The 13,639-nt window shown below is 36.0% G+C and carries 9 protein-coding genes; all 9 read right to left on the bottom strand.

The window, feature by feature from the left end; genetic code table 11:
* Nucleotides 1-63: 63 nt before the first annotated feature.
* The 9 genes from L2586_RS13795 to L2586_RS13835 all read right to left on the bottom strand — a co-directional run bounded on the left by L2586_RS13795 (nt 64) and on the right by L2586_RS13835 (nt 13,160).
* Complete coding sequence (locus L2586_RS13795; RefSeq protein WP_235293500.1) at nt 64-1,503, bottom strand: SusD/RagB family nutrient-binding outer membrane lipoprotein; 1,440 nt, start codon at nt 1,501-1,503, stop codon at nt 64-66.
* Nucleotides 1,504-1,516: 13 nt separating this feature from the next.
* Nucleotides 1,517-4,954: a SusC/RagA family TonB-linked outer membrane protein gene (locus L2586_RS13800; RefSeq protein WP_235293501.1), complete on the bottom strand. Its 3,438-nt coding sequence runs from the start codon at nt 4,952-4,954 to the stop codon at nt 1,517-1,519.
* Nucleotides 4,955-5,011: 57 nt separating this feature from the next.
* The gene (locus L2586_RS13805) at nt 5,012-6,124 is read right to left on the bottom strand and encodes a FecR family protein (protein ID WP_235293502.1); all 1,113 of its coding nucleotides are present in this window, start codon (nt 6,122-6,124) and stop codon (nt 5,012-5,014) included.
* A 450-nt stretch (nt 6,125-6,574) separates the two neighbouring features.
* Nucleotides 6,575-7,384 (bottom strand): alpha/beta hydrolase, encoded by an 810-nt coding sequence (locus L2586_RS13810; protein ID WP_235293503.1) that lies wholly within the window; start codon nt 7,382-7,384, stop codon nt 6,575-6,577.
* 20 nt (nt 7,385-7,404) lie between these two features.
* Nucleotides 7,405-8,523: a Zn-dependent alcohol dehydrogenase gene (locus tag L2586_RS13815; protein WP_235293504.1), complete on the bottom strand. Its 1,119-nt coding sequence runs from the start codon at nt 8,521-8,523 to the stop codon at nt 7,405-7,407.
* Between the two features lie 108 nt (nt 8,524-8,631).
* Entirely contained in the window at nt 8,632-10,101 is a 1,470-nt protein-coding gene (locus L2586_RS13820) for a S41 family peptidase (RefSeq protein ID WP_235293505.1), read from the bottom strand.
* A 179-nt stretch (nt 10,102-10,280) separates the two neighbouring features.
* Nucleotides 10,281-11,405 (bottom strand): NAD(P)/FAD-dependent oxidoreductase, encoded by a 1,125-nt coding sequence (locus L2586_RS13825; protein ID WP_235293506.1) that lies wholly within the window; start codon nt 11,403-11,405, stop codon nt 10,281-10,283.
* Nucleotides 11,402-12,079: a methyltransferase domain-containing protein gene (locus tag L2586_RS13830; protein ID WP_235293507.1), complete on the bottom strand. Its 678-nt coding sequence runs from the start codon at nt 12,077-12,079 to the stop codon at nt 11,402-11,404. The genes L2586_RS13825 and L2586_RS13830 overlap by 4 nt, the downstream gene beginning before the upstream one ends.
* The gene (locus tag L2586_RS13835; protein ID WP_235293508.1) at nt 12,072-13,160 is read right to left on the bottom strand and encodes a type III polyketide synthase; all 1,089 of its coding nucleotides are present in this window, start codon (nt 13,158-13,160) and stop codon (nt 12,072-12,074) included. Before L2586_RS13835 ends, L2586_RS13830 begins: the two co-directional genes overlap by 8 nt.
* Nucleotides 13,161-13,639: the final 479 nt, after the last annotated feature.

Raw genomic sequence — 13,639 nt, forward strand, 5'->3', positions numbered from 1 at the left:
TCAGTTTGGGTTGACAAGATCGCAAGGTAAAAAAATACGCTACATATCTAATTCTAATTATTTCTACTTTTGCCAGAACATTGGAGTTTGTTGTTGTCCTCCTGGATCTAATAATTTTTCAACAGTTTTGTTATAATTTACACCATTGAGCTGACTTTCATCAGGCGGATACTGGCGTCTATTCGGAACTACTAAATCACCTACCATTGCTGAAGGATGATAACCATCAACAGGCGCTTTTAATTCAGGATAGCCAGTTCGACGATATTCTGCCCAGCCTTGAATCCCTTGCATATAGTTAGCGACCCATTTTTCATTGATAATGGATTCCAGTCCTTTATACTCTATTTCATCCGCTAGTTGTTGCGCGGATGCTTTTTCTACTCCCCAATTCATAGCAGAGTTCTTCACTCCTTCTCGAAATTTACCTTCGTCATTATCTATTTCCGCAAGAATAAATAAGACTTCATCATAATTCATTAGTGGTGTGGAAGCATCTGCTTTGTAGATCCTTTCTGTTTGTAGAGAAACACCTTTGAAGAATTCTAAGATCGAATTATTGTTGGTTAATCCGTAGGTTAGGCCTCTATAAATGGCTGGCTTATTAGGATTCTTTTCCAAATTTGTCGCAAAAGCAGCTAGACGCATTGTATCATTATTATTTAACATGTAATCAACTAGCGTCTTAGAAACTGCAAATTGTTTTCCTAGCGTTTTGTTTTCTACCCAGTCTACATAAAGTGGATTAATCGCACTTCCTGTTGCTGCGTATTGAAAATTAGCATTGTCATCATTTGACTGAAACGCGTTAGGCGCAGCTTCACGAACAGCATTGAGATCTCCACTTCGCAATCCTATCCGCATGATTAAAGAGTTAGCAAATCTTTTCCATTTGTTCATATTCCCAGTGTAGATGATGTCTCCTCGCATGCCAGGTTGAGATACATCTATCAAGTTAATAGCTTCCTTCAGTTTCTCTATTAGACTTCTATAAATATCCTCTGATTGATCATATACTGGAGTCGTATTTACCTTAGCTTGTAACGCTTCTGAATAAGGAATATCACCCCAAATATCCGTCATGATATGAAAAGTATAGGCTTGCATAATCATTGCTACTGCAATTTGATTAGGAGCATAACCAGAAGCTCCGTTTTCTTCCGGATTTTCTTTGCATTTATTGATAATGTCCTGAAGGTCATAAAGGTTAAGATATAAATCTCTAAAGGAATTATTAGTTAAGCCACTGAAAACATAATATCTACTTTCATCTGTAAGTGCTAATTGTGACCAATATTGAGCATAGAGCATTCCCATTCTTCCACCTAGACCATTATTCCTCAGCGTGGTCATTATATAGGTCTGAGCATTAGTCATTAAGTAAGACGTCGGTACAGTGTCGGGAGCATTAGGATTGGTATTAATAATATCGAAATCCTTTGTGCAAGCACTAATTGTGAAAACCACGATTAGGAAGGTCAATCTTTTAAATAATTTATTCATGATCATAGCCTTATTAAAGTGTGATTGAAACATTGAATCCATATGAATACGTCGGAGGGTTTGCACCACCTTCGAAACCTTGAATATTTCCGCCATTGGTAATTTGCTCAGGATCTACATGTGGATTATCTGTTCCCCACATGGCTAGATTCTTACCGACTAAACTTAGTCTGACTCCTTGAAATGGACCTGAGTACTTAGATGGCATTGAATAGGTTAAGTGTATTTCTCTCAATTTGAAATATGTAGCTTCGAATATATTAAGTGCACCAAAATTTCTGTGTGCATTAGCCCAATCGAAGGCATCAACATTGACATCATTCGGCGTCCCATCTTCTTTGACACCCTCTATAATTATTCCTTTTTCTCTGATTCCATTAGCTGCTGTAGATTCGAAAGAACCGGATGCAATTCCGTACATATTCGTCAAGGACTGATAATGACCTCCTTTTTGATGAGCAATTGTAAACCCAAAATTCATCCTCTTATACTGCATATCATTTATTAATCCTACGGTATAATCTGGCATTACAGAACCTAGAGATTTCAATTCTTCTGATTGCTTGTATAATCCATCTTCAATCACCTTTTGGCCATCTTGGTAAACAAAATCTACACCTTTAAGCATTCCGTATTTTTCACCTTTAGCAACGACGAGATACGTCCCATTTATATCCGCTAAATTGATCTGGTCAATATCTGGTGGTAATTCCACAACTTCATTGACATTCTTAGCAAAATTGACTGTGGCATTCCATGTGAAATTTTTCGTTTGGACTGGAGAAATTGTTAAGCCAAGTTCTACACCTTTATTACTCATTGATCCAGCATTAAGCCATCTCTGCCTGAATCCAGAAGTTGCTGAAATGGCAATCGGCATTATTTGATCTATTGTCAATGTATTATAGTAAGTAACATCAGCTGAAAGTCTGTTTTTAAACAAGTTCATTTCCAATCCAGTTTCCCAAGAATTCGAAGTTTCAGGTTTTAGGTTACCATTGAATATCGCATTAGGATTAGAGAATAATGGATAAGATCCGTAACTGTTATTACTGATGTAAGTTGATTCCAGATTGTAAGCATCTGTATCATTTCCAACTTTCGCATATCCGCCTCTAATTTTCAAGAAATCGATCCAAGAAATATTTTCTAATCCAGGAAGCTCAGAAAGAATTAAACTTAAGCTGGTTGAATAATATGGATAAGAATTGTTATCAGCTGGCAATGTCGAAGACCAATCATTCCTGAATGATCCATCTAAATATAATAAACTTCTCCATCCTATGGTAGCACTTCCATAAGCAGAATTAATCCGCTTAATATACTTATACTCATCTACGAATGCTTGATTTTTAGAATTGGTGAGACTATAAATTCCAGGTGCTGCAAGACCACCATCTACACTACCAGTCACTCTCCTGAAATCCCTATCCATCCTATTCGCTCCTATCATTCCTGTTACATGAAAATCATCATTGAGTTGACGCTGGAAGTTCACTGAAAATTCATTATTGATTTCTGAAAATCCGTACACATCTGTAGCATAATATGATTCTAATGTAGATCCTTCAGCGGTTCTAACTGATCTAGATTCATCATAATGATCAATGTTTAATGTAAACTGGGCTGTCATCCAGTCTGTCAATTTATAACCTATGAAAGTATTACCGAAAACTCTGTTTCTTTCACTTTTTCCATAATTCTCATATTGTGTCCAATAGGGATTATCGGCATATTGAGGTCCTGGATTCTCGAATGAAATTCGGTTCCAAGTACGCTGTGTTCCATCAGGTTGCTTGTAGTCTTTCATTTTAGACATATCCCATTGGCGCTGTCCCCATTGAGCAAGTTTCGTCATAATGCCATTATTAGAATATCCAGAAACAGGTAAAGCTCTCGTCGTATTTTTAACAAAATTTCCTTTTAATCCCACGAAAAGCTTCTTAGTTAGATTCAGATTTCCTGAGAAATTAATGGTGTTTCGTCCTAAGTTAGAATTGGGAAAAACTCCAGTTTGACTAAGATTAGTAAATGACATTCTGAAACTTGCTATATCCGTTCCTTTATAGAAAGCGACATTGGTTTTTGCTAGGAATCCAGTCTCGAAAAAATCTCTAATGTTAGATGGTTGTGCTTCCCAAGGAACAGTTTCTGGATCACCCTTTTTCCCATTGGCTTCCCAATTATAAAGTGACCAATATGGAATGACTGGAGTTCCATCTAATTTCGGTCCCCAAGATTGATCCATTGCATAAAATGGGATATTATATGTTTTGCCATTAATCTCTCTTTGCTCGAAAGTTGTACCTAATCCTCCTCCATATGAGTTTTGGTACTGAGGAAGACGGGCTACATTTTCAAACATCCCAGTGAAACTTACATCGATTCCTACGTTATCACTTTTCCCACTGTTTTTGGTAGTGATGAGAATGACACCATTAGCTGCTCTAGACCCATAAATGGCAGAAGCTGCTGGACCTTTTAATACGGTTACGTTTTCAATGTCATCAGGGTTAATATCTTGCGATAAATTTCCGTAATCAGCTACATCTCCTAATCCCGCATTCTGAAAAGTGTTACTTAGACTTGAATTGTCAATGATGGTTCCGTCCACTACATAAAGAGGCTGGTTATTCCCTAACATTGATCCTGCACCTCTAATCAAAACACGAGCAGAACCGCCCATATTTCCAGAAGATGAAGACACTTCTAGCCCAGGTACTCGTCCTGATAAATTGTTGACGATATCAGTTGTCGGAATGGTATTCACTTCTTGACCTTCGACTTCAGCAATAGAATATCCAAGTGCTTTTTTGTCCCTTGAGATTCCAAGACCAACTACAATTACTTCATCAAGTTTCGTAACATCAGGATGAAGAACGATATTTAGTTTGTTTTGTGAAACCGTGACTACTTGAGTTGTATAACCTATATAACTGAATCTAAGTTTCTCCCCTATTTCAACGTTAATGCTAAAATTGCCATCACCATCTGAAATAGTACCAAGCCCTGAACTTAAAACGACAATACTTACACCGGGCAAACCGTAATTCCCGTCAGAAGATATCACGGTTCCTGTAATCTCAAGTTGATGTTCTTCAATAACAGGAGGTTTTGCTATAGGTTTATTAATGCTTGATTGTTTACTTAGTACGATTTGCGATTTTAAAATATCATACTTAATATTCTTGTCTTTGAAAAAGGTCGACAAGACAGTTGTCAATTCTTCACCTTTTGCAGAAATGCTTACGATTTCATTAATATCTACCACGCCTTCTTTAAAGAAGAAGGAAAATCCTGATTCTTCTGATATTCCATCAAGCACTTCACTCATGGGCACATTTTCAAGATGAACAGAAACAGAATTCTGAGCTATAAGTGAAGTAGCACTAGTCAATGCGATAAGAAAAATAGATACGTAAGCTTTAAGTAGTAAGTTTTTAGTTCGCATAATTTATCGTTGTCTAAACAATAGCTGGTCGCTTTATTATTAAAAAATGTTGTTCATTTATTCTGGCTTATTAAGGGTAACGGAACCATCTTTTATGATATAATTAAAATCCACGGCCATACTGAAAGTTTCAAATACATCTTCAATACTCTCATTGACTACTTCTCCGTAAAATTTGATATTATTCAAGGTGTCATAGTTATTAATGACCTGTACGTTGTACCTTCTTTCGATAATTTTAGTGATATCCTCGAACGACTTATCGTTGAATAAAAGCTTGTTTCGTGTCCAAGAGGTTAGCTTTAATGCATTCACATCGACGATATCAAAATTGGATGTTGTCTTATCAAAAACGGCCATCTGATTCGGAATGATGTCTGAATCACGGAAAACATTCTGAGGATCGGAGATATTCACTCTGCCTTCTACAAGAATTGTTTTAACAGATGCGTCATCAGCGTAAGCAGAGACGTTGAAACTGGTTCCTAATACCTTAATATTCATATCGGAAGTCTGAACAATGAAGGGTTGTTTTTCATTTTTTTCTACATCGAAGAATGCTTCCCCTTCTAGCACAACACTTCTTGTATCTAAGTCAGAGGTAAATTTTTCTGGAAATTTTAAAGTCGATCCAGAGTTCAACTTGACGGTAGATCCATCAGAAAGGACTACTGTAAAGGTTTTACCAAAAGGAACAATGATTTCATCGTAATGTGCAATAGCGCTTGATTGATCATCTGCAAAAGATAAAAGCATATCTTCTTCTATAATCTTTATGCTTCCATCGTCTGACTTCAGAATTATCTGATCCGCATAATCCATTTCAATTATATCTTTCTGATCTGGATAGAAAAAGTAAAAGGACAATACAAGGATTGCAGCAATACTTGCAACAACCTTAATAGCAGGAGATAGGCTGCGAATGATTGTTTTCTGAGGTGGTTTAGCTGCGGAGTGTTTTTTGGTAGCGTTTAGGAAATTGTTAAAAGCATTTTCAGTGTCAAATGCTTCGGAATTGAATTTGCTTGAAACATTCCATTCTGCGATAGCATCTTTAAAAACAGCTTCATTTTCCATGCTCTGTTTAACCCAATTGTCTAATGATTGGATTTCCTCCTCAGTGGCTTGACCTTCTAGGTACTTCTGAATTAAATTTTGTTGTCCTTTCAATGTTTTATATTTTCTATTGTTACGATACAACATAGTTAAAAAACCCCTATTAAAATGATGTGTGAACGGGCATTAATTTTAAAATTAATTTGAAGTAGGTGTGAAAATGTAGGGTTTAATTGGTGTGAACTAGGACGATATCTAGTTTCTCAGGAAGTTAAAATATGAATAGTTTTAATACAAATTCGGCTTAATAGTCCCTACAAATTCATGAGGATAGTTTTCTTAAAAGTTTGTCTATTAAGTATTTTCGGTATTAGATGTAGATTTTTACTACGGGCTTAGCAGTCTAAAGTTGTCTGACTTGTATAGTTTTCTCGGGAAGTTAAAATATGAATGGCTTTAATACAAATTCGGCTTAATAGTCCCTACAAATTCAAAAGATTAGTTTTCTTGAAAAATTTGTCTCTTAAGCATGTTTGATATTAGATGTAAATTCCTATTAAGGGCTTAGCAGTCCAAATTTGTTGCCTTATCGAAAAACATAAAAGTCTTTGTTACATGATCTTGCCAGTACGGCCATTCATGCCCACCATCAAATTCCTCATAAATATGCTTGATACCTGCAGTATCCATTTCCTGATGAAGCTTTCGATTCGCATCCAATAATGAGTCCGAAATACCGCAATCAAATCTAATTTTAGGTAATTTATCATGGTGAAATTTCATTGCATCTATAACATCATAAAGTACACCCTCGGTTTTATAATCATCAATAGGTTCTTCCACAAAGTCTTTCAATTCCATCAATTTAGTAATAGAGCTATGCCCTGATGCTGCTTTAAATTTTTCTCCATGTTTCGCGCCTAACATTAATGCTCCATATCCGCCCATCGAAAGACCTCCGATACAGAGTACAGAAGCATCACTTGCCTCTGGAATATTTTCTCTAACTGCCGTTGGTACATCACTTACAATCCATTCTTCAAAATTCTTTTGGTGATGCGGAAGATAAGCTGAACCATCGCCCCACAAGCCGTCAGAAGGCATAGCTATTATGGCTGGTTTAATTTGATTTGCTTCAATCATGGTTTGTGCAGATTGAGCAGCACCACCTTTCATTGCCCAAGCCCATGAACTGCCGTATACTCCATGCAGTAATATGTATATTGGCAAATCCCTTAGTTCTTGATTTGAACTTGGAACAAAAAGGCATATATCACCTCTTCCTTTTAAATTAGGTGATTTCACCGTTAGAAATCGCAAGTTTCCAGACTCATAAGTCTTTTCTGACAATTCCACCGTTTTAAAGCTGCTCATCATATTATTAGTAATGGAAATTATTCAAAGGTGATTACACTTTTAGCATTCTTGCCAAGCAATAAATCATCAAAAGCCATAGCCAATTCTTCTAATCGATAGGATCGAGTAATCATTTCATCTAATTTCAATGAACCGTTTTTATACAGCCGCATTAACTTAGGGAAATCAATCTGTGGCCTGCATTTACCATATAATGGATTGATATAAATTTTATCCCATTCGAAGAGACGCATGTCCATCGTAATTTCTTCTTCTATTCCACTTACTTGAACAGCAGTCCCAGCATTTCTAATCATGGCTAATGGAGCAGCTCCTAGTTGTGGAATGGCAGTGCACTCAAAAGCGTAATCAGCGCCACGTCCTCCCAACATATCTACCACCTTATGTGATGCCGCGATTAAGCCTTTATCCTCTTTTTCAGCTAAGATCGTATGTGTTGCTCCAAAATTCATAGCCAACTGCAGCTTTTCTGGATTGATATCAATGGCAATTATCATCGCAGCACCTGATATCCGACAAGCTTGAATCACGTTTAACCCAACACCACCGCAACCTAGTACCACAGCAGAACTTCCGGCTTTTAATTGAGCTGAATTAACTACAGAGCCGTATCCCGTCATCACACCACAACTAATTATCGCAGCTGCTGAGAAATTAAGGTCATCATCATTTACCTTGACTAAAGCAGACTCTTTGACGATAGTGAATTCACTCATTGTGCCAAGATTAAAAGAACGCTCGATATTTTGACCTTTCCATTTCGATCCTTCTATATGAGCATGACCTTGTGTATAGCCATTTCCACCTGCAACAACTGGAGAATTATTTTCACAAATATGCTGATTGCCTTCTTGACACTGAAAACATGTCATACATGGTGTTGCCCAATTTAGAATAACTTGATCACCAATTTTGAAATCCGAAACCTCCTTTCCGACTTGATAAACAATTCCTGCTCCTTCATGACCCATAACTATAGGCTTTCCCCAAGTAAGGGAATCATAGTCCGTATGACATAAACCAGCCGCCTTCATTTGCACTATAACCTCATCTGACTGTGGATCACTAAGCATCACTTTCTCAATGGTAAAATTTCCATCTCCGTGTGCAACCGCACTTTTCGATTCTAAAGGCATTGTTGTATTTTAATCATTAGATAAATGAAGTTCATTCAATGTAATTATACAAGGAAAGTTACGAAAAAATACAAGTTTAAATCTACATGAGGTTTTTATGAACATTGGCTACTCCATGTCCGCTTTGGCTTTCTGCATTTTTTTTATCAATAATAGAGCTGTAATTAATTGAGGATCTTGGTCAAAAACTCTATCTGTTATTGTAGGAACTACAACGATATTGGGATTAACAGGTTCATCTTCCAAATTGTAGCAAGCCGTATATAATTTGGTAGTAGACATCGCAGCAACTATACTTGTTCTAGGTAGTTCTTTAAATATGGCATTCGCTCTAAAAATTTTAGTTCCACCGGTCGGTTCTCCAATAATGAATCCCATTGTATAACACTGAAATGTAGAAGCAAATGCTGAGGAAGCTGAATATGACTTTCTGTCTATTAGCAAGTAACAATCACCAGTGAACTCATAAGTTTCCATGATGGGGGTTTCATTAAAAAATAAATCTTCGTCCACGTAACTATCAAGCTTGCCATATAGTACCGATGACAAATCAACATAATGTCTTTTTTGTTCTAAAATAACGTTGCCACTCCTTAAGCTGGGGTTACGTCGCGTAAAATAATTACGATATGGATAGCTAATCTTCATACTAGATTTTGCCATCGTTTTAAAATAACCATTATGTATATAATGAAACAATTCAGATGCAATTTTAGGCCAACCTCCGTAATTTCCTCTTACATCTATAATTAAAGAATGGATGTTGTTTTTCTTGATTTGCTTAAAAGTTTTATTCAGAAAAAAATTGTATTTGTCAATATCAGAAACCGAAAATGAAAAGATATCTATTTTTCCAACTCCTGGTTCTAGAATAGTAAATTCATACGGTTCTCCTATACCAATCTTTTTTTCTCGTTCTTCTCTATTATCTTTTTTTTGTTTTTTCCAATCTTTAAAGGGTATGCTTGGAATGATAACTTCAGAATTAGCGGTCTTAAATTTCAGATTACTAGATTGTTTAAAGATGAGATATAGCATTAGTTCGAAAGACTCTGTAATCTTATCATTTCTGAATGGAATCGTTTCATACGAAATATAAGGATTGAGTGCATTTATCATGGAATCTACAGACATTCCATTTATTTCTAGAATCTGGACTCCTAATGGCAAGTTTTCATCACCATATGATTTGATAATGAATAATTCATTCTTATTGGTCACAAAGATTTCATAAGGAAAGACACCATGTTTTTTCATTAAATTTTTAAGCCAATGTCGTGGCATGGAAAGCCGACTATGTCCGTCACTGATAGCAGCTACAATTCTAGAAAGATTTTTATAAAAATCGACTTCATCCAATTCTTTGGTAATGTTTTGCTTTACTACATCAACAATTTGATTAAAATCTTCTTCTGTTATTTTCGCAAATGGATCAGGATGAGCATCTACCATATCTAAAAGTTCTTTCAAGTCCTTTTCCATTTTTTTAGGACTATGTGTATTGAACTCTACTTGTCCAACCGTTATCGATTGAATAAAAACAAAAATTGTAATAGTGAGTAATAATCTGTTTTTCATGGCAGTTTGTAAGTCAATATTGGTAATGAATGATTCTACATCATTTAATAAAAATAAGAGCTCATAAATTAAAATATGTTACCTCTGACAGAAGACAAGATAGTAAAGTTGAAAATAAAAAGTATCCGTTGGATAAGCATAAAATTTCAAGAAAGACGAAGGAGTAAAAGATGAAATACTTAACCTTTATAAAAGTTTTTTCCATGTGTCAATGAAATAATGCGCTTGTTTAAAAAAGGAAAGATATTAAGTAAACTGATTCCAATATCTGCAGTTTTTTCCTTTCTAAAAGCGCTTTGAATACTTCTACCAACTGCCATTCTCTTGCTAAAGTGATGGTTCCAAGATTTATCATATTCCAAGTATAAATCAGCATCCGAAATTTGATTATTAAAGTATTGTTGGATTAATTGTCCTAGGATATATGATCCGTGGAGTGCCATAGACATGCCGTTCCCACACAATGGTGTGATTAATCCTGCTGCATCACCGACATATATAATTTTTTCATGAACTAATGCTTTCTTCTTGAATGCAATATTAGACACTGCAATCGGTTTTTGATACAACATATCTGCATGCTCGAAAACGGCTGCAATCTCGCTATTCTGAAAGAGGATTTCATCTTCCATCTGAGCAATGCTATTATTGGATGCACGAAGATTTTGGGTATGACTTAAGTAGCAGATCGATACCCAGTCTTTTTCAAGCCGGCATACCCCACAATAACCATCTTTGAAATTATGAATGCTTATCAATTCTTCTGGATAATTAGGCAGGCGAGCGTGGTATTTGATACCTAAGTAATTATTTCCTTGGTCATCTTCAAGCTTATTTTTTCCTGATAGATTAGATTGTTTACCAAAAGCTGAGACTAGAATTTCGCACTGATAGTCCCCTGCTTTAGTTTTTATATAATGCACGTTATCAATATATTGAGAAGATTGAACTGAAGTATTTTCGAGAATCATAGCACCATGTGTTTTGGCTATTTTCATCAATTCATTATCCATTGTATATCTAGAAAGACCGATTCCCCCTAATGGCAGATCTACAGTTAATTGCTTTCCTGAAACATTGGTCATTCGAAGTTTGTCGATTTCTGCAGGAACCATTAGCTTGTAATCAAAACCTAGACTTTCTAAAAAGGGTAATGATTCTCGAGAAAGGTATTCGCCACACAATTTATGGAACGGGAATTCTTTTTTTTCAAATAATACCGTAGAAATGCCTGCTCTGCTTGCCTGAATTGCTAATGACAATCCTGCTAATCCTCCTCCCACTATGCCTAGTTGGTAATTCATTTTCTCAGTAAAGTTGTGTATCGAAAAGCCCAATTCCAATGAACTTCGCTTTGTGGATCAAAACGTTTCCATTCCTTGGCTTTAAACGAACGAAGAACTGATAAACAAGCATCGTTTTTAACTAAGTGTGAATGAGAAAACCACTTTGTCAAGTATTTGATTGAATAGTAAGCTAGAAAATGTCGGTGCAGATCATTGACAACTACACCTATTGTTGAATTTTTTCTAGACCAAGCTATATATCCTGATAATTGATCATCATTAAGATGATGGGTGAATAAACATGAATTTATCACATCGAATTGTTCATCCACCAGTCGGTAATCGCTGGTGATGTACCGAATGTTATCATAAGCTTTAGTTTTCTCCATCGCATACTGGATACACTCCGCTTTCATATCAATACCAACCAGTTCTACTTCCAAATTTCTTGCTCTACACCATTTAGCAATTTCAATTAAATGGTGTCCACCTCCACATCCGACATCCGCTATTTTAATTTTCCCTTTATGGCCACTAAGTAGCTTTTTTAATCCATATCGTGTAGCGTTGTAACCACCGAGCCAAGTATTGACAAAATGCAACTCATTAAGCGTGATTTCAATATCTCTAAATGGAATATTTTCTGCGTCTAGCAGTTCCTTTTCGAATGATCTTTTAGTAAAATCAGGCATATCTTAAAAGTGCGGTTTCAGTTGTTAATCCAGGACCAAAAGCAGCTGTAAAGATGTATTCACCTTTGGTTTTATTTTCAGCTTCCTGCATGGATTTCAGAACAAATAGAATAGTTGGTGATGACATATTTCCATAATCTTTTAATACCTTCCTACTCGCATTCAATTCTCCATTCTCAAGGGCAAATTCATGTTCTATATTATCTAGAATTCGCTTTCCTCCTGGATGAATGGCCCAATGCTGCAGTTCTTCAAACGCTATTCCATATTTAGAAACAATACTATCCAGAATATCCTTAAATCCTGCTTTTAGTAATTTAGGCACATAAGAACTGAGTTGCATTAAAAAACCTGAAGAGGTGATGTTCCAACTCATATCTTCTTCACCTTTATTATTGATGTCGGAGTGAAAACCGCTAATCTGTAGAGACTGCTCACTTATTTTATTTCCTGTGACAATAGTCGCTGCTGCTCCATCTGCAAAAAGCATATTTGATAGGTTGTAATCCGCTGAAATGGTATTCTGAAAATGTAATGTGCACAATTCAACGGAAACCACTAGGACACGAGCATCAGTATCTGCTCTACAAATTGTATCTGCTAACTTCAGTCCATTTATCGCTGCAAAGCAACCCATGAAATTGATATTAAATCGTTGAATACTTTTTGATAAGTTCAATGTTTTTATAATTTCCGCGTCCATTCCTGGGGCAGACATTCCTGTACATGAAATGGTAATTAAGTGCGTTATTTCTGAGTTAGGAATAGTAGAATCTTCTAAGCAATTTTGGATAGCTTCCAAAGCTAAAGGCAATGCTGATTTGTCGTAAACGGAGAGTCTATTTTCGACATTAGGATTATACTGGTTATTAGTATTATAAAATCTCTCTTCGCCATTAGTAGCAGAAAAATCGGGCAAAACTGAATATCTGGTTTCGATTCCACTTTTTTTATAAAGATAGCGAAGTACTTTTTTCTCCTTGTCAGGGTATGGAATGGTATCCACCATGTAATCGTAAATGTCCATTTGATCGGACTTATAAAGGGGATTGGCGATGCCAATGGTATTGATATAGCTCATTTATTGTTTTATCGATGGAGTAAAATAAGACGTAATGTTGGAATGCATAGTAGGAAACTTTAGATATTTTATAAAGATTACGAGGATTGCAGTGTGAATGGGTTTTTCATAGCATTATAATCGGAGGTGTTTTAGTGGATAATGGAGAGATGAGAGTGGATAATGGAAAGTGAAAATAAATTCCCGCTGATTACCCAGATTTCCGCAGATTTTTAGAATACTAGCTCCAGAGGAGCTACACCTTTGTAACCTTAACCATTCTGACTAATTTAAGCTCCAGAGGAGCGACACCTTACGTTATGCTCTATACTTAAATAAAAAAGGGGTTCCCGCAGATTATGCAGATTTCCGCAGATTTTTTTAATAGTGGAGATTTGAAAATGGAGAGATGAGAGTTGAGAATGAACAGTGAAAAAAGGTTTCCCGGTGATAATGCAGATTTCCGCAGATTTTCAGAATACTAGCTCCAGAGGAGCTAC

Source organism: Portibacter lacus (assembly GCF_021533215.1).
In the GTDB taxonomy this organism is placed as follows: domain Bacteria; phylum Bacteroidota; class Bacteroidia; order Chitinophagales; family Saprospiraceae; genus Portibacter; species Portibacter lacus.

Coding starts and splice junctions, on each gene's coding strand:
- L2586_RS13835 (WP_235293508.1), bottom strand. CDS start 13,160: ATGAGCTATATCAATACCATTGGCATCGCCAATCCCCTTTATAAGTCC.
- L2586_RS13825 (WP_235293506.1), bottom strand. CDS start 11,405: ATGAATTACCAACTAGGCATAGTGGGAGGAGGATTAGCAGGATTGTCA.
- L2586_RS13795 (WP_235293500.1), bottom strand. CDS start 1,503: ATGAATAAATTATTTAAAAGATTGACCTTCCTAATCGTGGTTTTCACA.
- L2586_RS13810 (WP_235293503.1), bottom strand. CDS start 7,384: ATGAGCAGCTTTAAAACGGTGGAATTGTCAGAAAAGACTTATGAGTCT.
- L2586_RS13820 (WP_235293505.1), bottom strand. CDS start 10,101: ATGAAAAACAGATTATTACTCACTATTACAATTTTTGTTTTTATTCAA.
- L2586_RS13800 (WP_235293501.1), bottom strand. CDS start 4,954: ATGCGAACTAAAAACTTACTACTTAAAGCTTACGTATCTATTTTTCTT.
- L2586_RS13815 (WP_235293504.1), bottom strand. CDS start 8,523: ATGCCTTTAGAATCGAAAAGTGCGGTTGCACACGGAGATGGAAATTTT.
- L2586_RS13830 (WP_235293507.1), bottom strand. CDS start 12,079: ATGCCTGATTTTACTAAAAGATCATTCGAAAAGGAACTGCTAGACGCA.